Annotated in this window: 15 protein-coding genes; 10 read left to right on the top strand and 5 right to left on the bottom strand. The window is 39.8% G+C overall.

The features are described from left to right. From GTQ43_RS04675 to GTQ43_RS04665, 3 genes are all read right to left on the bottom strand, one after another. A complete protein-coding gene (locus tag GTQ43_RS04675) occupies nucleotides 1–567 on the bottom strand; it encodes a transposase (protein WP_265273657.1) in 567 nt (188 codons plus the stop codon). A 4-nt stretch (nucleotides 568–571) separates the two neighbouring features. Continuing rightward, the gene (locus GTQ43_RS04670) at nucleotides 572–2,428 is read right to left on the bottom strand and encodes a DUF4158 domain-containing protein (RefSeq protein ID WP_265270872.1); all 1,857 of its coding nucleotides are present in this window, start codon (nucleotides 2,426–2,428) and stop codon (nucleotides 572–574) included. A gap of 182 nt (nucleotides 2,429–2,610) precedes the next feature. Then, nucleotides 2,611–3,513 (bottom strand): tyrosine-type recombinase/integrase, encoded by a 903-nt coding sequence (locus tag GTQ43_RS04665; RefSeq protein WP_265270873.1) that lies wholly within the window; start codon nucleotides 3,511–3,513, stop codon nucleotides 2,611–2,613. A 76-nt stretch (nucleotides 3,514–3,589) separates the two neighbouring features. Here GTQ43_RS04665 and GTQ43_RS04660 point away from each other — a divergent pair, with 76 nt between their 5' ends. The 6 genes from GTQ43_RS04660 (at nucleotide 3,590) to GTQ43_RS04635 (ending at nucleotide 8,586) form a co-directional block, all read left to right on the top strand. Continuing rightward, complete coding sequence (locus GTQ43_RS04660) at nucleotides 3,590–4,048, top strand: double zinc ribbon domain-containing protein (RefSeq protein WP_265271087.1); 459 nt, start codon at nucleotides 3,590–3,592, stop codon at nucleotides 4,046–4,048. Nucleotides 4,049–4,080: 32 nt separating this feature from the next. Then, nucleotides 4,081–4,521, top strand: a complete 441-nt coding sequence (locus GTQ43_RS04655) for a hypothetical protein (protein ID WP_265271086.1) — start codon at nucleotides 4,081–4,083, stop codon at nucleotides 4,519–4,521. Continuing rightward, the gene (locus GTQ43_RS04650; RefSeq protein WP_265271085.1) at nucleotides 4,469–4,960 is read left to right on the top strand and encodes a hypothetical protein; all 492 of its coding nucleotides are present in this window, start codon (nucleotides 4,469–4,471) and stop codon (nucleotides 4,958–4,960) included. The genes GTQ43_RS04655 and GTQ43_RS04650 overlap by 53 nt, the downstream gene beginning before the upstream one ends. A gap of 142 nt (nucleotides 4,961–5,102) precedes the next feature. Beyond that, a complete protein-coding gene (locus GTQ43_RS04645) occupies nucleotides 5,103–6,359 on the top strand; it encodes an ISAs1 family transposase (RefSeq protein WP_265270955.1) in 1,257 nt (418 codons plus the stop codon). A gap of 67 nt (nucleotides 6,360–6,426) precedes the next feature. Further along, nucleotides 6,427–7,917, top strand: coding sequence for a DUF4433 domain-containing protein (locus GTQ43_RS04640; RefSeq protein ID WP_265271084.1), 1,491 nt, complete (start codon nucleotides 6,427–6,429; stop codon nucleotides 7,915–7,917). A gap of 243 nt (nucleotides 7,918–8,160) precedes the next feature. Beyond that, nucleotides 8,161–8,586 carry a hypothetical protein gene (locus tag GTQ43_RS04635; protein ID WP_265273665.1) on the top strand — a complete coding sequence of 142 codons (426 nt, stop codon included), beginning with the start codon at nucleotides 8,161–8,163 and terminating at the stop codon, nucleotides 8,584–8,586. A gap of 198 nt (nucleotides 8,587–8,784) precedes the next feature. Here GTQ43_RS04635 and GTQ43_RS04630 read toward each other — a convergent pair whose 3' ends face one another. Together GTQ43_RS04630 and GTQ43_RS04625 are read right to left on the bottom strand one after the other, a co-directional pair. Next, nucleotides 8,785–10,242, bottom strand: a complete 1,458-nt coding sequence (locus GTQ43_RS04630) for a hypothetical protein (RefSeq protein ID WP_265271082.1) — start codon at nucleotides 10,240–10,242, stop codon at nucleotides 8,785–8,787. Beyond that, on the bottom strand, nucleotides 10,239–12,485 hold the full coding sequence (locus tag GTQ43_RS04625) for a Piwi domain-containing protein (protein WP_265271080.1): 2,247 nt from the start codon (nucleotides 12,483–12,485) through the stop codon (nucleotides 10,239–10,241). Before GTQ43_RS04625 ends, GTQ43_RS04630 begins: the two co-directional genes overlap by 4 nt. A 626-nt stretch (nucleotides 12,486–13,111) precedes the next feature. On the opposite strand from GTQ43_RS04625, the gene drmD reads away from it, so the two are divergent. The 4 genes from drmD to GTQ43_RS04605 all read left to right on the top strand — a co-directional run bounded on the left by drmD (nucleotide 13,112) and on the right by GTQ43_RS04605 (nucleotide 19,647). After that, entirely contained in the window at nucleotides 13,112–16,258 is a 3,147-nt protein-coding gene (drmD, locus tag GTQ43_RS04620) for a DISARM system SNF2-like helicase DrmD (protein ID WP_265271078.1), read from the top strand. Between the two features lie 80 nt (nucleotides 16,259–16,338). Beyond that, nucleotides 16,339–17,607: a hypothetical protein gene (locus GTQ43_RS04615; RefSeq protein ID WP_265271077.1), complete on the top strand. Its 1,269-nt coding sequence runs from the start codon at nucleotides 16,339–16,341 to the stop codon at nucleotides 17,605–17,607. 62 nt (nucleotides 17,608–17,669) lie between these two features. Beyond that, nucleotides 17,670–18,056 carry a hypothetical protein gene (locus GTQ43_RS04610; protein ID WP_265271075.1) on the top strand — a complete coding sequence of 129 codons (387 nt, stop codon included), beginning with the start codon at nucleotides 17,670–17,672 and terminating at the stop codon, nucleotides 18,054–18,056. 52 nt (nucleotides 18,057–18,108) lie between these two features. Continuing rightward, nucleotides 18,109–19,647, top strand: coding sequence for a BREX-1 system adenine-specific DNA-methyltransferase PglX (locus tag GTQ43_RS04605; protein WP_265271073.1), 1,539 nt, complete (start codon nucleotides 18,109–18,111; stop codon nucleotides 19,645–19,647). The last annotated feature ends 9 nt before the right edge of the window (nucleotides 19,648–19,656 follow it).

Here is a 19,656-nt window from a genome sequence, read left to right as displayed (position 1 = left end):
CTATGTTTCAAAGATTTCTGGTGGAAGATTAATAGCAGCTTCCAATGGTTGGGGAATATTATGTAAATTCACCACATAATCACCGTATCTTTTGATATGTCTTGTGATGTATGGACTCATTGCTGCAAGGTGTCGCATAGGAATCAGTTCTTCCTGTGACATTAACGTTTGGATAGCCAACGACATATCAACCGTATTCTGCAAAATAACTGCGCTTGCTACCAAATCAAGATACTTCAGCCGCTTTTCCTGCTCAATAGGATCATTTTCAGTAATCGCTCCCAGCTTACCAAAGAATACCCAGTCCAGAAAGGCATTGTACATCTCCACAATATTGGTTATCGCTGTAATCTCATGCCGAAGAGCCACATTAGAAACATAGTCAAGCAAAAACATAGTCCGTACTACCTTACCCAACTCAAGAAAAGCTTGATAAAGTCGATTTTTTTTACTATAACTACCCAGCTTACGTAGAAGCGTCGAAGGCATCACCTTGCCTGCCTTAATTGACAGGACTACACGTATCATGTCATACCAATGAGTCTTGATTAAATTCCAATTGACCACGCCCTTAAACAACGGTTCGATATGCTTGTAGGTAACATCTGCACTGGGGCGTACACGAAAATAAACCAAAATGCCTTGTCCAGTTCAACCAATGCTCAACATTACAAAGGATTTCTAAGATACTGCGCTCCGGCATCAAAGCCCGAATTTTTGATTCTAATTCTTCCACTTCATCCGTTTGAGCTAGGGATGGGATTCTTTTAAGTACAGGTTCTCCGTCTTTATTGATGGTGAATTGTTTATCAACCGCACAAATCTCATCTACAACGAAAGCTACCTGCGCTAATTTATCTTGTAGGTGTTTAACAAAGTCATCCGGGTTAGCAGGAAATTCAAGTAAGCGACAGTATTCTTCTATCAAAGGTTCGCATTCAGCATGACTCAATAATTGTTCGCGGAAATCGGCATAACTTGACGAACCCACAACACACGCATCTGCTGTTTTAAATTCAGTTGCTAGATTTGAAAAGATGCAAATTTCTAACTGCTGACGAACCAAAACCTCAGCTCCATCAATTTCTTCTACAACTAGCGCACGCCAGTTACTACTAATAAAATCTAAATCAATGTCAAATGGCAAATACTTAGCACGTTTGTGTTGATTCTCTAACACGAACTTTAATGCTTCAATTACTGACTCATCAGCAGAAGTTGAGAGAATATCTAGAGAAGCCACCAAACTAAAAAGTGCTTTCCGATTGGCAGAATAGAACCGCCACATCAAAGGTAAGTGGTTGTTGGTGTTGTACGCCGCAATCTCATCCAACTTTTGCAGCAACAATTCTGTACCACCATGTTCATCCAAAATTGATTGCACCTGTTCTCCAAAAACAGCATTATCCTGAGTTTCTTTGGCTTTTGTAGATGCTTTTAATACTTGCCCAAAGGTAGCCAATAACTCTGATGTTTCAGTTAAATGTTTGTCGCGTAATTCCTGCAATCGCTGTTTAGCATTATTTTGAATCTTGAGGATACGTTTAATAAACATATCAACAAGATAATCACGGGTGTTAACCTGTGCCTCGTACAATAGACATAACAGCAACGTCCGACGTTTGGGTAAATTAATATCTTGAAATTCCGAGATATCCAAAGCCCTAGCCTGTGCTGCAAAATGTCTAACTTTGGTGATGGCAATACTTTGTAGCAGTCGCTTGGCATCACCAAAAGTCATGAGAACATCAAACTTACTTTGTAGGAGTTTCATCCCACTAAGTTTGGCACTTTTAGGTGGCGATTTTAGTAAATTAAGAGTGGGATTTTCATCTACCTCATTATCAGTAACTACTAGCAATTGGTCTAAATAAATCTGCTCGTTGATGGAAAGACCCTCAGAACAAAGTGCAAACAAGCGATTATTGACCATTGAACGAATGTGGCGAATTAATCGGTCAAGGGTACTAAATGCTGGTAACTCGTATCGTTCTTTAACTAATTCTTCAATGGCTACATTTATTAAATCAGCAGGGTGGTCTTTTACCTGGGCAGCTTCTGCAACTAATGCGGCTATTAATCTTTGACCTGCCTTATCATACTGTTTGACTTTCAGGTAATCCCGAATCGCCTGAAGATAAGTGTAGCGTTGGCGTTCGGATGGAATGGCTTTTACCCAATCTTGTAACTTTAAACACGACCGTAGATGTTTGATAACCGCAATTGGTACTAATTCGGGGTGGGGAAAATAACCAAGCCTTTGGAAGGATTTTAGCATGATCATAAAACTAAGAAATCCTTCGTGGCTCTTAGTTTTGGACTTTGCAAACTTGATTTCTTCGCTTTGTGGGGTATAAAGCTCTGCAAGCTCTTTTGGGTTAGGAAATTGTTTGAATTTAGGATATGCAGTACGGTCAATTAAGGTCATTCAGGTGATATTTAAAACATAAAAAATGCCAAAAACAACTAGATGGTGGTTGATCCCTCACTGTTCAACCCCATAGTATTTTATATTCTTTTGGATACAGATAATTAATTGAATTAATTTCCACACTTTTTTGATGAATAATGCTGTTTTTGGAGATAAAGAATAGGCAATAAATGTTGCTTCTAACTATCTGGATTTATCAGAATACTTAAAGCATGACGTGCAGCTGATTCTGATTTTTGTGAGGTAACTTTCTGATAACGTAAAGTGGTTTGAATGTTTTCATGTCCCATGAGTGAGCGTAACTCTTCTATACTGATTAATCCTACCCGTTCGGTAGCATAAGTGTGACGTAAATCATGGATGCGTACACCGTTTAATTCGGGATATGTGCTGGTGATTTTTCGCCAATAATCGTGGAATGTGTAGTAGCTAATTCTACTGACTTTCAGGGTGACTGGATGTTGTGCTGTAAACAGTGCGTCGATATTTTTATGGCGTGAATACTTGAAATATTGAGCTAGGGATTCGGCTGCATCATCACTATAAAAGCACCACTGTTGTTTGTTTCCTTTTCCCAATACCTGAAATTTCTGATTTTTGATATCTAGGTCTGATAAATTCAGGGCTAAAAGCTCTCCAATTCTGCATCCTGTACGATGCAATAAATGAATTATTGCAGACATCCGCAGGTCATATTTGGTTACTTCGTAGAGTATATTTAACTGTTCAGGTGTTAGGTATTTTATTGTATCGTCGCTTTTATGTTCGCCTTTTTCTCGTTGTGGGGGACGCTGTTTTAATCCTCGAATTGGGTTGGATTTTATATACCCTTGCTCGACGGCAAAGTTAAATAGGCTTTGCAGTATTGCTTGATGCTTATGGTGAGTTGTGTATTTTAAATGTGAGAGTGTATCTAGATACTCAACTAATGTTTGCTTACTGATAATTTCGATTGACCAACTTCCGTACTCTGTTAGTAAGCTTAAGAGAGTAATTTCGTAGGTTTTGATGGTACTGGGTGCTAACCCAGTTCGTTCTAAAAATTTGACGGCAACGGTGGCTAATGTGACAGCTTGCTTCAATGAAAAAAGTGTGTTTTTAGCAAGGTAATTTATTCATAAATTATATATCTTTAGGTAAGAGCATTAACAGCATTTTATGGATACTTTTAAGACACCAAAACATGGAGAATCCCTAGCTGACTATGTTTTGCGGATCAGGAAGGGACTGAATTTAACTCAGTTTGAGTTAGCCGATGCAGCTGGTATTCATTCTCGGTCTGTAGGCAAGATTGAACGGGGACTGACGATGAAACTCAGTCATAAAACTCTCAGTGGGCTGGCGCTAGCTTTGTCCGTGCCGGTTGAGTATTTGCAGGCTGTTGTTAGGGGGGAAGAGGTTGTGGCAATGCCAGCGATTAAGTTTTGTCCCCAATGCTGGAATCCTGGTGGTGCTGCTGACCCGATGTGGGGGAATCTTAGGGCTAAGTTTTGTTATCTGTGCGGTACGCAGTTGCAGGCTAGTTGTCAGAATTGTGGTGAGATGGTGGTGTCCTTGAGGTATAAATTTTGTCCACTATGTGGAAAGCCTTATAAAGATGGAAGTCAAAATCGCTAAAGCCTATATACAACAAGGCTTTCCAGACCATCTTGCAGGTTTTTACACGTATCTCGGCTCAATACCATATTCAAGATTCTATACTACTATGCCTAAAAACTGGCGAAGAAACAAAAGCCAGTTTAGTTTTAGGTCTTTTTGAGAAGAACGGTTCCCTTTATAATGCTTTACCAGAAAAGATACCAACTTTTTGGGTGACAGCGCCCACAAGGGAAGAGCTATTTCTAGGTTTTATATTAAATGCTAACTTTGACATTACTACAGGTCGAGAAAGTTTAGTGAAGTCTTCGGTTCGTAACCGGGAGTTAGCGCAACTTATAGGAGAGAATTTAGGAGAAGTTCTTTATAGCCTTTTTTGTGCTAGTGAGGGTAACTGGCAGGCTTTGGCAAAAACTTTTGGTTTTACGAATATTGATGAATATGAGTTTTGGAACTTCTTATGGAAGGAGTTGGCAGCAAAAAGACCCCAGTGAAGGAATTGATATTATCAGTAATATGTTGACTGGTAATAATCGCGCTATGGGATATCTGATTACTCACTGTGCAGCTTTACCCAGTGGTTTATATGGTCGTTACCGTCAACTTATCTCAGTTGATAAAGTTAACTATAAAGTAACAGGTAAACTCTCAGATCAAAACACTTTTTTAAAAGTCACAAATTGGCCGGGTTTTCAGCAACAGTATAAAAATAATCTCATCGCCCGCGATAAATGGCAACAAGTTAAGAAACTATTAGGAGAAGATTTTGTTCAAAACCATTATGTTATCAATGATTTATGGTTAGTTGATATTTTAAAAAATCAAATAGGAAATATTCAGCCAAGGGTGGCAGCATTCCAAGCTATATATTATGGTAGTCTGATTTGCAAAGATTTTTTCAATCACTTTAGTGCAGGTGATGAACCAGGGTAAGCGCATCTAATTTGGTATAAAGAAAACTTGACAAGTTCTAGAAGATAGTATTAATGAATGTGTAAAAAATAGACTTGACGACCGAGCAAGATCAATGAGATGAATTCAATTACTCGATTGAAAATCTCCTGGAGCCAAATTGATGTCAGAGGGCTTTGAAACTAAATCTGCTGATAGTGTCAAAAATACTCGTTGTCAGCCAAAATCAAGAAAAATAGCAGACATTGGCAGTATTCAACAAAGTCTAGTTGAGCATTTCTCGGATATCAAAGACAAGAGAGTAGAGCGGACGAAGAAACATCAATTCACAGATATCTTAGTCATCGCAATTTTAGCAATCATAGCTGGAGCACAAGGGTGGGAAGACATCGAGAATTATGGCATCAGCAAGCAAACATGGTTAGAAGAGTTTCTGGCATTACCAAATGGTATTCCCTCAGATGATACATTTCGACGAGTGTTTGAGTTGATCGACCCAGAAGCATTAAATCGATGTTTCTTGAGATGGGTAGAAACCCTAATCACAAACATGGGAGGAGAAATTATCCCCATAGATGGAAAGACAATTAGGGGTTCTTATGACCGCAATCAAGGTCAAAGCGCACTCCACCTTATAAGTGCCTGGGCGAGTGAGCACAGTTTAGTGTTGGCACAAGTGAAAGTAGAAGATAAATCCAATGAAATCACCGCCATTCCAGCACTGTTAGAAATGCTAGACATCTCTGGCTGTATCATCACCATTGATGCAATGGGAACACAAACCGAAATTGCCAAACAGATTATCGCCAAAAAAGCTGATTATGTCCTGGCACTGAAAGCCAACCATCCCATGCTCTATTCTCAAGTCAAAGAATGGTTTGACAAAGCGCAAGCAGAGCAATTTTCGGGGATTAATGTTAGTTATGACAAACGGATTGAAAAAGCACATCATCGCACGGAAATTCGTGAAGTTTGGACTGTACCCATTGCGGCTATCGGTGAGCTTTATCAACCCAAATTATGGGCAGGTTTGCAATCTCTAGTTATGGTTGTCCGTGTTCGTCATCTTTGGAATAAAACTACTCGTGAGGTTCAGTTTTATCTCACTTCTTTAAACAGTGATGCTCAAATTATCGGTCGGGCTATCCGAAAACACTGGGGCATTGAAAACGAGGCTCACTGGACTCTCGACTGTACTTTTGCAGAAGACGCTTGTCGCATTCGTTCTTTCCACAGTCCCCAAAATTTTGCTCTTTTACGACGCTTCGCTCTCAATGCTCTTAACCGTGAACAGACCTACAAACGTAGTCTTCGTCAAAAAATGAAACGCACCGCTATGGATAACAATTATATGATTCAGGTTCTCAGTTGTTTCATTGACAATACTTTAGATTCTTCTGATTCCTTGTGTCAAGCCTGATTGAGATGCTCTTACCCTGGGTGATGAACTCAATGAACTTCGGAATTTTTTAGAGACAGTTTACTTTATGTCTCAAGCTGGTAGTTATTTGCCTTGTCAGCAACTATTAATCAGTAATTCCAATGCTATTGAGGAAAAATTGTTAGTTGATTTTGCACCAGATAGCCGCATCCTCCACACTGAATATAAAGATACTGCTTTAGATTTTTTCTATGCTTGTCGTTCCAAGAGAGACAGTATTTCCCAAGACGAAATTATTAGATGGGCGCTACAGGCAACAACTGAAGAACAGCGTCAAGCAGTATATATCTATCTGTTGCAGGGAGAGCAACGAGAAGAAATAGCATCTAGCTTATATGCTAATCGGCAGCTTTATTGGTTTGCCAATGATAAACGGATAATAGACATACTTGAGCTTATGGTACTTATTGTCATTGAAAGAGGAGAAACTTTACCACCAAGAAATATAAATGTAATTCCAGAATCTCCACAAGAAACAGATGACTATAATCCTTTCTTTGAAATCTATACTAATTGTACCAAGGATGATTTTTCTTTACACAGAACACCAGAAGAAATAGAAGAATTTGCACGTAAACTTCAAGTCGGGCTAAATCGTCAAAATTCATCTTGGAAAGGATACATCTACCACTTTACTCATGTTGAAAATGCTGTTTCAATTCTCACAGGTGAAAAACTAATAGCCAGAAATCTTTGCCGGAACTTTAACAATTCAGCCAGTGCAGACCTTATTGGGCGTACCAGAAGCGATGTCAAAGATTTTGCACGTTTTTATTACCGGCCACAGACTCCAACTCAGTGGCATAATGAGGGTTTGGGCAAACGTAAAGGAAATATTTATGCTCTTTGTCCTGTACCAATTTTCTTCCGCTTCGATCTCAAGCGAGTCATGGAAACACAAGGTAACAAATGTGGTATAAGTAGTGGAAATCTTGCAGCTTCAGGCTCTCATTACGGTAACACTACAACTTTCTTAGAGCAATGTTTTGATTTTGATTATGTCTATTCTACGCCGGAAGTTGGCCAAGAGACTTTTCTGAGAGCATCTCAACAAGAATTTATCGTTCATAATTACCTCGATTTTACTGAGTTTAATTTAGAGGATATAAGTATTATTTGTCGTACAACTCAGGATAAAGATACTTTCTTAAAGCTCATTGGTACAGAATCAAAATATGCTAATCGTGTATTTCAAGAACGCGAAATTGTTCGTGAAGGGAGTTTGTTCTATCATAATAATCCTTATGTAACAATTAACGATCGGGGTAATTTTATTGATATCCAAATTGATAACTACGATAGATATGGAAACATTAATGGAGAATTAATTCTTAGCTTTACAGAACAGCTTACATCTAATAGAGAAATTATTTCGCCGTTTAAAGATATTTCAAAAATTAATTTTGGACAATCCATTAATGTTAGTTCATCTCGTTCTATTCAGCTACAATATAAGCCTAATACTCCTATGAGTGTTAGGTTTCAAGAAAACGGTCAAGAATGGTTAATTTATACAAATGAGTCTCAAAATTATTAAAGGCAATTTATTTACTTCAAATTGTCAAACACTAGTCAACACAGTTAATTGTGTGGGAGTGATGGGTGCTGGTATTGCATTGGAATTTCGCTTAAGATATCAAGAAATGTATAGATGTTATGTAGAAATATGTAATCGAAATTTAATGGATATTGGCAAGCTGTGGCTGTATAAATCTGATAAAATTGGGTTCTTAACTTCCCAACGAAAAAGCACTGGAAGAAACCATCAAAGTTAGAATATCTGGAATTGGGTTTGCAAAAATTCGTCGATACCTACATAGAAAAAGAGATAACTTCTATTGCTTTTCCTCTGCTGGGAACACAAAATGGAGGAATTTCCGAAGAACAATCTCTAGAAATTATGAGTAAGTATTTAGGTGAATGTCAATTACCTGTTGAAATATATATATACGACCTTCATGCACCTGATGATATATTTAATGACTTAAAGACTGTTTTTCTTTCACTATCAGATAGAGAAATTGTAGAGGTAACTGGCTTGGGGAAAACATACATTAAAAAAGTCAAGCAAGCAATGCAAGAGGAAAGTATATGTAATTTATCTAAATTTTTATCAACGAAAGGAATAGGGATTACCACAGTACAAAAAAGTTTACTCCTACTCCAAAAATTTTACCCAACTATCTTACCTAACACTGACCAATAAATTCTCATTCAAAATCTAGGTGCGGAAATATGAGCGTTCGAGTTGGGTGTTGTTAGTTGACGAGACAGATTGCAATACAAACGACATTAGCGATAGCGAGGAACGAGCGTCAGCTATCCCGAAGGGAATCGCGCGACAAAGGAGCAACTTGACCAAATGCTCAAAACCTGGGAGTGTTTGTTAAATTAGCAGTAGACATCACTCAATTTCAGCTTCCTGCCAACCTTTAATCGCTCCTACAATAAAAGCACCTACAGGGTTATCAATGGCTTTCTCGAACGCTTGAAGACCACCTTCTTGAACTGCGTTTACAACCCGTTGTTTCCAAATTTGGTCACTTTCTATACGCTCAATAACTTTTGTTGCTACTACCATCTGCCCTGTTGTGGTGTTGGTGGGATAAGTCTGCTCTAGCTGTTGCAGAAGCTGCTGTATCTCTGCGGCTGCTTCTGCAAGAGTCTGCTTCTGCTCCGAAGGATAGTTGTTTATAGTGCCACCGAGTTGACTTGCCTCAACTTTCTCACTATAGCCAACACCAATTGATGCCCCACTTTGGTTGATATTTATTTTGCGCTCTGACATAGTTTCTACATAATTTTGATTGTTGCTCATGGTAACATTACCTCCTGTAATCATAATTTTTTGATTATTAATTATCTGATTACCAAGTTTCTGCCTCATTGCATCTATCACTTTAGCCACTACAGCATCAGTATCTGAACGAAGCTGCGATAGAGAGTCCAAGATTTCTTGAACATCGTACTCATCAGTAATTTCAATTCCGTAATGTGGAGACTGAAGCTGTCCAGCAACAAGATGGAAGCGATCGCAAAGAAACCTAATTAATTTCACTGGTTGTTTTATGCTGTTACCAATACCAACTTGAAAGTAATGCTCCCAGCTTGCCAGAAACACCTGGTTAACAGTTTTTTGCAGAGAAAGATACAGTGCAGCAGCATGAGAAGTGTCATGCGCCGAGACAGATGCTGTTATACAACTAGAAAGTAAAGCCTTATCTATTTCACTCTCAAGCACTCTAAAACCAACTACTTGAGCCAAATATGAATGAAAAGGACATATCAACTTAACCAGGGCCAGTTCATCAATAGTCATTTCTTCTGGCAACGGTAGATTTTTCAGCTTCCAAGATACAGAAAGAATTTTTGCTGCATAAATGCCGAGGATAAATGTCCATAATTCGCCATGAACTAATCTCTGTTCTCCCTCTGCTAATACATCCTGCAACCAACGCAAGTCTTCAGGGCGAACCTTTGGGCAAGAGCTTACACCAAGCGATATACCCAACAGTTCTACAGGTCGATAAAAAAACGAAGCTCGATCCGAAGGAAATGCCTCACGAGAGGCCAGTCGCGTCAAACCATTTGCCCAAGCTGACAAAAAACTCTCACCAAAAACTCTGCCACAAGCAAGCTCATAACCCACAGCAGCAAGAACAGGAGCTTGATGTAGTCGCCTTGGTTCCAAACTGTTAATTGCTGCATCTGTTGCCACGCTAAAAGGTGGTTTGCTATCGGCACGATAAAAAATATAGCGTGCAAAGCCACTTTCTGGTGATTCCCAGTTATAGTTTGCCCCCAGATAATGTGTCAGAAAATCCAATTGATAACCGAAGCTTTTTGCTACTGCATCTGTCATAGAAACCACTTGCTTGCACGAAGTTTGATATTGAGCAATGCAGGTGACCAATCTCGAATATTGCGAAGGCGGGCAAGTAGTTCGGCAATTAGTTCAGAGTAATAGATAGTCACTGGTTTGCTAGCTGGAAGCAAGGAGCGCCACGATAATGATGTAAACTTTAGCACTTGTTCGGAAAGATACGTCAAGTCCCGATAAGTGGACTGTGGGTGTAGGTGAATTAATAAAGGGGTTGGTAAAGGCGATCGCGCCGTTTTTACTAGTACTGGACTGTTAGTACACAAAAGTCGCGTATATCTTCCAAGTTGCACAATTATGCCTCGCTGTGGTGCTAATTGTCCTTTTTTAACACCATCTTTGAGAGAAATACCCTGTTGCGACTTATCTAACAGGGTAAACGGGTGTTCGTGAGAAACTGTTAGGAAAGCAAATTCAATGTTTTGTTCTTCTCCAACCTCCGCAACGCACTGTGCCACAATATCTGCAACATCAAGGTTTTTGAAAGGTCTAGCAGCATGAAATACAAGGCGAACAGTATCTCCTGGTTGCCAACCGTTGCGTCGCTTAATGTCCTGTAAAATTGATACAGTAGATGTTTTCAAAATGTTGGGATATTCAGAATAAGAACACTCTTGGGAAAGATTGCCCAAGAGGTAGTTCCCATCACCCCTAAAAACTGTTGTGATACCTACAAACCTTTGTCGCTCATGGAAGCGACTCCCAGAAAGTTCGCAGGTTCCTATCCCGATGACAAGTTCATCGCTAATTGTCAGGTCATGATCTACTGTCCAAGGCAACCCGTTCATTTTGGCGTAGAGAGCAACACTGAGATTTTGCAGCGTGTATTGCAGTGAATAACGTGATTGCCCTAGAGTAGATGCCCGAATGCCTTGCACAGGGATTCCAGCCATTAGTAACAGAGCTTTGGACTGAAGATATGGATTTTCTGGGTCTGGAAGCCTTGCATGTTCGTCTAAGAGAATAACAATAGCTGCATCTGGCATGGTTTTTTCTAAAACCTGCGCCACAGCTTCTCTATAAGCGACTGCTGGCGGTTTCTGTTTACTATTGAGCCAGGGAATTTGCCGCAGAGTCAACTTAGGATTAACAAGACCAAAAATTTTGGCAAATCCACCTGAGTATTTGGAGTTTTCTTCCCAGTATTCAATCCCATCTTGAAATACTTTTTTCTTGATACTAATTCCGTCTCGAAATGCTTTTAAAAAATTTTCCACTGCACCCTGAACGGTATCTGGAAAAAGAACCAATATTTCTGGGGATTTTTTTGAGAAAATCTCACGACTAAAAGGCCCATATTTCTCAATTCCTTTCCAAGGGTATAGGCTTCGTTTTGTTCGGGCCGCATCAAAGCAATACTCTACTGGTGAAGCAGAAATCACCGTTTGGTAACTATCATCATTCACTGCTTCAATACGACCTCTAATATACCCAAGTAAATTAGGTGCAAGCTGCATAGGAGATTTTTTTGCTAGAAAAGTCTCCATACGAGTCAAAATATTGTCTAGTGCAGGGCCAGTTAAAAAATTAGCTTCCTGAATCAATCTTTCTGATTCAAAAGCATCATACTTATCTCCCAGCAATGTTTTGAGGCAACGTACAAAAGACGCTTTGGAGCCTTCTAGCCATACTTCATCTTCATTGATAGAAGTAATTCCATCGAATGATTCTAATAAGTTGACCGTTTTTTCATAGATGTGGCTGATTTTTCCAACCAAACGGCGTTGTCCTGGTTGAGGTTGGCGACGAACAACATATAGATCCTGAAGATTAACTCCTGCATTTTGTAGATCGCTCAGAGATGCAAGGATTTCCCAACGAGTTTCTAACCGTAGAAACAGACCAATAAATGTCTCCTCGTGTCGCAGTTCAACTAACTTTGCTTCGAGTGCAAATTTGGGTTTAATTTTGAAGGAAGAAATCAGTGATGGTAAGTCTTTGATTTTAGTAGCAATAGAACTGACTAACTCTTCTTTTTGAGAAAGGAATGTGAAGGGTTTAAATCGAAAAGCTGAATATTGGGCAAATATCTTTGGCAAGACACTATCAATGCGAGCTGCTAGAAGTTGCAGGTGTTCTTCAGTTTTCAATTCAACAGGTTTACCAAAGGTTTGTTCTTGTTGAGGCACTTTAGGAATTCCGTAGACTTTGCCAGAGCGCCAATGAAGAAACCAGTCCGACTGGAGTTTTTCTCGTAATTCTCGTAGCCCTCTGTTATCTGGCATGTCTTGAACATAGGCGGTGAACGTATTAGCGGAAAGTTCTACCTTAAACCCGTTGAAGCAAATGGACATATGTAGCACTTACTTTATATCTGTGAAAATTTTGATGCAGTTTGTACCTCAGTCCCCTTGGTTATCTGAACTAAGGCAAGTACATTAGTACTGGTTAATTATTCTATATTTAGCGTATTTATTTACACTTTTTGGAAGAATACGCGATTCTCTAGATTTTTTTTATGTTCTAAGTTTTACTTTGTGGCTGGATAAGCGATCGCAGCGAAAGCTTCGCCTACAGGTATCTACAGATCAGCAAAGGTCTGGTCTATTGGCCTCTGCTAAAAGCGAGAAACAGCACACACAGTTCAGCAACCCGCCCTCCTGAAGTACACAGCGATGTCTACGACGGGCTGCGCCTACGCAAACTACAAAAATTCCAATGAAATAAAAAATTTAGCATACATTTCACAGTTTGAGTTACTGAATGTGTTCTCACGACAGATGCTTTGTACCACGATTTTGAGAACACATCACTGAGAATTTTGACTGTATAGGAAAAGAGAAGTAACAATAATAACAACACCAACCTATTTTTGATAATTCCCCATTCCCAATTCCCCATCCCCCAAATCATGGTTATAGTCAGAGCTATCCCAGAACAAGGTCAACTGGTTAACGTTCGCTCCCGGCAATTCGTCGTCACGGATGTGCGTAATACGACTTTACCCACCAATCCAATGCTGAGTGCAGTGGAAAAAACTCAGCATTTGGTCAGTCTATCCTCCGTTGAAGATGATGGTTTGGGTGAAGAACTACAAGTAATTTGGGAATTAGAGCCTGGGGCATTAGTTTATGAAAAGATGGAGTTGCCCAAACCTACAGGCTTTGACGCACCCGCAAGGTTAGATGCATTTCTCGATGCTGTGCGTTGGGGAGCAGCATCAACAGCTGATATTCGCACTTTACAATCCCCCTTTCGCAGTGGCATCGATATTGAAGATTATCAGCTTGATCCAGTAGTGCGAGCAATTCAAATGCCTCGCGTTAATTTGCTGATTGCAGATGATGTCGGATTAGGTAAAACCATTGAGGCGGGGTTAGTTGCCCAAGAATTAATTATCCGTCATCGCTGCCGGCGCATCTTGATAGTTTGTCCATCTTCACTGCAAATTCAGTGGCGAGACCAAATGCGCGATAAGTTTGGTTTAGATTTCCGCGTCGTGGACAGTACCTTAATGAAGGAACTGCGACGGAAGCGGGGAATCCACGTCAACCCTTGGCAGCATTTCCCCCGATTGATTACCTCAATAGATTTTCTCAAACGCGATCGCCCTCTTCGTCTTCTGCGAGAAATGTTACCAGGTGAAGGGGAACCGATGTATCCCCGGCGGTTTGATTTGCTGATTGTGGATGAAGCGCACAATGTTGCTCCCTCTGGCGGTGGAAACTATGCTGTTGATTCTTTGAGGACTGCTGCTATTCGGCTTTTAGTACCGCATTTTGAACACAAACTATTCTTGACAGCGACACCACACAACGGCTACCCCGAAAGTTTTACAGCCCTATTGGAATTACTTGATAGCCAACGGTTTGCACGGGGGGTATCTCCCGATCGCAAGCAGTTACAAGTAATCATGGTTCGCCGTCTCAAATCGGAGATGAAAGGTTGGGACGGTTCTGACTTATTTCCACAGCGTCAGTTAGAAGCTATACCTGTAGACTATCCTGAAGCAGAACGACAAGCACACACTAACCTGAAAAGATATACTGAATTGCGCTGCAAGGGGGTGGCAGATAATACAGAAAAATATGCGACTGAATTTGTCCTCAAGTTGTTAAAAAAACGGTTGTTTTCGTCTCCTCAAGCGTTTGCAACTACTTTGGCACAGCATGAAGAATCGCTAAAAAATGCCCGTCGCCGCACTTATAGCAGTTTATCTCGACCGACAGAAGGTATTTTGCGCCGCCAATTGGCACAAATTGAAGAAGATTTTGCAGATGATGATGTTTATGAAGAATCGACAGATGAGGCAATTACTAATACAACTAGGTTATTTCGAGAACTGAGTGCAGAAGAACAGGCTTTGCTGCGACAGATGCGGGAATGGGCAGAGACAACATCGAGAGTGTCTGATGCCAAAGCCAAAGAACTACTTAACTGGATTCATACTCACATTAAACCTGATGGTAAATGGTCTAAGGAGAGAGTAATAATTTTTACAGAATATCGAGCTACCCAGAAATGGTTATATAACTTATTTGCCACAGAGGGGTTAGTAGAAGGCGATCGCCTAATGACACTTTACGGCGGGATGAAGTCGGAAGATCGAGAGCAAGTAAAAGCGGCGTTTCAAGCGTCTCCTGATATATCCCCAGTGCGAATTTTGTTAGCGACGGATGCGGCGAGTGAGGGTTTGGATTTGCAGAATTTTTGTTCGCGCCTTATCCACTATGAAATTCCCTGGAACCCGAACCGGATGGAACAGCGTAACGGTAGAATTGACCGTCACGGGCAAAAAGCTAAAGAAGTGAGAATTTACCACTTTGTCGGCAAAGATTATCAACATAATACGACTGGGCTACGTCCCGGTGAGTTAGAAGGCGATTTAGAATTTCTCATGCGGGCGGCGTTGAAAATTAACAACATCCGCGAAGATTTAGGTAAGGTGGGGCCAGTGATTGCGGCGCAGGTGGAAGAAGCGATGATGGGATATCGCAGCGTTTTGGATACTTCAGTCGCAGAGAGAGAGTCTGAAGTTGTGCGGCGAATGTTGAAATTTGAGCGCCAGGTGCGGGAGCAAATTGAAAAGCTGCGAGAACAGTTGAATGAGACGCGCCAGCATTTGCGATTGACACCGGATAATATTGAGGCGGTGGTCAAAATTGGTTTGGAATTAGCTCAACAACCACTTTTGATTGCAGGGAAAGTAGAGGGAGTTGCTGGGAAGGTGTTTTACCTACCACCATTAAAAAGCAGTTGGGCAGTTTGCAGCGAAGGTTTAGCCCATCCCCACACCAAAGAAATTCGTCCGATTGTTTTTGACCCAGAATTGGCGCATGGTAGAGATGATGTAGTGTTAGCCCACTTGAATCATCGTTTAGTGCAGATGTGCTTGCGCTTGTTACGCGCTGAAGTTTGGTCAAAGGAAGGTAGAAAAGCTTTGCATCGGGTGACGGCGCGTTTGGTTCCTAATTCGGTTTTGGATACACCTGCGGTTATAGCTTACGGTCGATTGGTGATTTTAGGAAGCGACCAACAACGGTTACATGAGGAAGTAATCATGGCGGGTGGGTTGCTTAAAGAAGGAAAATTTAGCCGTTTGGGTGTGATGAAAATTCAAGAAGCTGTTTCAGTGGCTTTACCAGAATTAGCACCAGAAAATGTCACAGAGAAATTAGCCCAGTTATGGGATAGTCACGCATCAGCTTTGATGCAAGCTTTAGAGGCACGGCTTCAAGACCGTAGTAAAAGTTTACAACGAGACTTAGGCGATCGCGCTCAAAAAGAAGCGGCTGATATTACAGCAGTTTTAACGGAATTGCGTCAAAGCATTCTCAATGAACTGGATGAACCTGAGTTTAAGCAGTTGGAATTGTTTAATACCGCAGAGAAGGAACAGTTCGAGCGCAATGTCAACAGTCTTAAGGTGAGAGTAGAGCAAATTCCCGCAGAAATTGAGCGCGAAGTGGCTGCAATTCAAGCTAGGTTTGCAAATCCGACACCAAGATTGTTTCCTTTGGCGGTTACTTACCTAATTCCCCAAAAGTTAGCAAAATAATGTAGCTGAAATGCTTGGCTAATTTAGACACCAATAAAATTGATTAATTGCCTAACTATCCTACAACTTTTATTAAAAAAATGAACAACGATATTGAATTAATTCCTGCTGTTGAAAAATCGAGTATAAAAAGAAGGCTAGAAGATGCTTTAAGTAAATGTGATAATGTTAAAGGAGCAGTAGCTTATTGGACAATTGATACTGATTTTATCAAAAATCTAGCTTCAGTTCTTCAAAGAGAAGATTCTTATTATTGTATTGATATACATAAACCAACTAATATTGATTACTTGGCTAACTTTAAGCAATCCGGGGCAAATATATTTTTGCATAATTATGATTTAAAGTCCAACTCAAGTAACTATGAATTAAAAAAAGAAAATAAAATACCTTATTTGTTGCACTCCAAAATCATACTGTTTGAGATGCCTGAAAATAATGTCGAAATTTGGTTGGGTAGCCATAATTTCACTCAAAGGGCTATTTGTGGCGTTAACATTGAATCTTCTTTTATTATCAGAAGTAATAAGAACAGTAAAATCCATAAAGATGTGTTGGATTATCTAAATTTCATTAAAAATAGCTGTATCCCTTTTGATATCAATGATGTAGATTTTTATAAATTATTACAAGGACAGCATCAAGAAGATACTGGTTCATGGGTTTTACAGTTAATTGGTGAAAATGTAGCTAACCTTGTAGATGAAAAAACGATACAGTTATTAGGTATTGATAATAAAGATATAAGTGATAAATTAGGCAAGGAAATAATTATTCAAGCTTTAGATTTAAATAATGAACAAGAATATATTTATAAAGCTAAAATTATTCAAGCCGGAGAAATAAATTCACAAAATCCAAAATCATCAGGAATTACATTCTCTGCCAGAAGATATGCTGTACGTGGATTAGATAAAATTCCATATTTGAGGAGTGAACAAGAAATAGAGCCAAGCTTTCTAAAGAATTTCAATTATTATATTAATTTAGAAATAACAGAAATACTAATTGATTATGAAATTTATGAAAAACCACGAAAAAACCAGCAGATTTGGAAAGAAATAGTAAATGCTCCTCATTTAAATAGAATGGACAAGGAAGACCAAAAAATATTGTTTAATCAACAGGAAAACCCTGTCAAACGTTCAGAAAAATCAGAAATTAAGCTTAAAAGAGTTTCTTTAAAAGAAATTATTTCTATTTTAAAAAGAATAAAATTTTACTTCTCAGAAGAAACTGCTCTTCTTTCTATACAAGAGGAAATGCCAAAACAAATCAAAAGAACTAAAATCTTAAGGAAAAGAATACTAAAAAAAGTTAAAAATAATTTTAATAAAAATAATAAATAGTTTCTCCACTAGCACTCATTTGCTACAGCAAATCTTTAAATTATACATTTTCTAAATTTTTTATGTCTACAGCCCGTCACCACGCCGAATGGTTATCGCTAGTTGAAGCTTCTGGCCCCTTTCTCAGTCTACCTGTACTCCTCAAAGTATTTCCTAATGGTTTAGATGCCCACGATCCAGAACACTTAAAGCTATTACGATTAGCATACGAAGAATGGCAAGATAATCAATTAGGGGCAAAACCTGAACCAGCAATTCATCGGGCATGGGTAGATTTTGTGCTGCGGCAGACTTTAGAATTGCCGGATGAAGTTTTATTAACAGGTCAACGCATTCCCACGGGGCTGGCTGCCACAATTGCTGAACAGGGTGAAACTTTGCGTCCCGACTGGGTGGTAGTTGAACCCTCAGCCCTCACCCCAGCCCTCTCCCACGGGGAGAGGGAGTAAAGAGAGTAAAGGGAGTAAAGTCACCCCTCGCCCAGAGGGAGAGGGGACGGGGGTGAGGGTTGGATTTGATGCGATCGTGGGAAATCCGCCGTTTATGGGTGGACAAAAAATTACAGGTGCTTTGAGTACAGCTTATCGAGATTTTTTAGTTAAATGGATTGCGAATGATAAACGCGGTAGTGCTGACCTTTGTGCTTATTTTTTCTTACGCGCCAAGCAGTTATTAAATAGTAATGGTGGGTTTGGATTAATTGCTACAAATACGATAGCGCAGGGTGATACCCGCGAGGTTGGGTTAGATCAATTAATTGCTAATGGTGGTGTAATTACTCGTGCAGTACCTAGTAGAAAATGGCCGGGTATTGCAAGTTTAGAAGTTGCTTATGTGTGGTTGCGGCAAAATAATTGGTTGGGTGAATTTGTTTTAGATGATAAGGTTGTTGATGGCGTTACGGCATTTTTAACAAATCCAGGAAAAGCGCTAGGAAATCCTTATAAGTTAATAGCAAATCAAAATAAATCTTTTCAAGGCTCAAATATTCTGGGGCTTGGTTTTACTATGACAGCAGAGGAAGCACAAGCACTGATTGAAAAAGATGCTAAAAATAAAGATGTATTGTTTCCCTATTTGAATGGTGAAGATTTAAATTCTAGTCAAACTCAATCACCAAGTCGTTGGGTGATTAATTTTAAGGATTATCCTTTGGATGCTGAACATGATGACTTAAAGAATCCTAAAGGTAGACCTTATGCAAGTGATTATCCTGATTGTTTGGAGATTGTGAGGCAGAAAGTTAAGCCAGAGAGAGATAAGAATAAAGAGAAACAAAGGCGTGAAATTTGGTGGCGTTTTACTCGACCTACCATAGAACTGTATGATGCGATCGCAAACCTAAAACGAGTGTTTGTAATTCCTCGTGTTAGCAAATTTTTAACAGTATCAGCTTCCCCTACAAATATAGTTATGAGTGAAGCCACTGTAGTTATTGCTTCAGAATCATTTGCTGTTTTTGCAATTGTGCAGTCTACTATTCATCTGTTTTGGACAATGCAATATCAGAGTAGTCTAGAAACTAGAGGAAGATATACCCCTACAGACTGCTTTGAAACCTTCCCTTTCCCCACATCAACCGCAAACCTAGAAGAAATAGGCGATCGCTACTACAACCATCGCCAAAATATCATGCAAACACGCCAAGAAGGATTAACCAAAACCTACAACCGCTTCCACAACCCCGACGAAACCGCCGCCGATATTCAACAATTGCGCGAATTGCACATAGAAATGGATAATGCTGTAGCTGCTGCTTACGGTTGGCAAGATTTACTCCCCTCTCCCAGTGGGAGAGGGGCTGGGGGTGAGGGTTTATCTCATGGTTTCCACCAAACTAAACAAGGCTTACGCTTCACCATCAGCGAAACAGCACGGCGAGAAGTGCTAGATAGATTATTAGAATTAAATCACCAACGCTATGCTGAAGAGGTAGCACAGGGTTTACATGATAAAGGCAAGAAAAAGGCGAAGAGTACTAAGTCTGGGGTAAAAAAGGGGAAAGATAAGGATAGTGAAGGACAGATGAGTTTGTTTTAGGTTGAGAAT

Origin of the sequence: Nostoc sp. KVJ3 (genome assembly GCF_026127265.1) — a bacterium.
In the GTDB taxonomy this organism is placed as follows: Bacteria; Cyanobacteriota; Cyanobacteriia; order Cyanobacteriales; family Nostocaceae; genus Nostoc.
Note: the sequence above shows the minus strand (reverse complement) of the source record. Positions and strands in the feature narration are given on the sequence as shown.

Coding starts and splice junctions, on each gene's coding strand:
- GTQ43_RS04660 (WP_265271087.1), top strand. CDS start 3,590: ATGGATACTTTTAAGACACCAAAACATGGAGAATCCCTAGCTGACTAT.
- GTQ43_RS04645 (WP_265270955.1), top strand. CDS start 5,103: ATGTCAGAGGGCTTTGAAACTAAATCTGCTGATAGTGTCAAAAATACT.
- GTQ43_RS04650 (WP_265271085.1), top strand. CDS start 4,469: ATGAGTTTTGGAACTTCTTATGGAAGGAGTTGGCAGCAAAAAGACCCC.
- GTQ43_RS04615 (WP_265271077.1), top strand. CDS start 16,339: ATGAACAACGATATTGAATTAATTCCTGCTGTTGAAAAATCGAGTATA.
- GTQ43_RS04670 (WP_265270872.1), bottom strand. CDS start 2,428: ATGACCTTAATTGACCGTACTGCATATCCTAAATTCAAACAATTTCCT.
- GTQ43_RS04610 (WP_265271075.1), top strand. CDS start 17,670: ATGTCTACAGCCCGTCACCACGCCGAATGGTTATCGCTAGTTGAAGCT.
- GTQ43_RS04640 (WP_265271084.1), top strand. CDS start 6,427: ATGTCTCAAGCTGGTAGTTATTTGCCTTGTCAGCAACTATTAATCAGT.
- GTQ43_RS04630 (WP_265271082.1), bottom strand. CDS start 10,242: ATGACAGATGCAGTAGCAAAAAGCTTCGGTTATCAATTGGATTTTCTG.
- drmD (WP_265271078.1), top strand. CDS start 13,112: ATGGTTATAGTCAGAGCTATCCCAGAACAAGGTCAACTGGTTAACGTT.
- GTQ43_RS04625 (WP_265271080.1), bottom strand. CDS start 12,485: ATGCCAGATAACAGAGGGCTACGAGAATTACGAGAAAAACTCCAGTCG.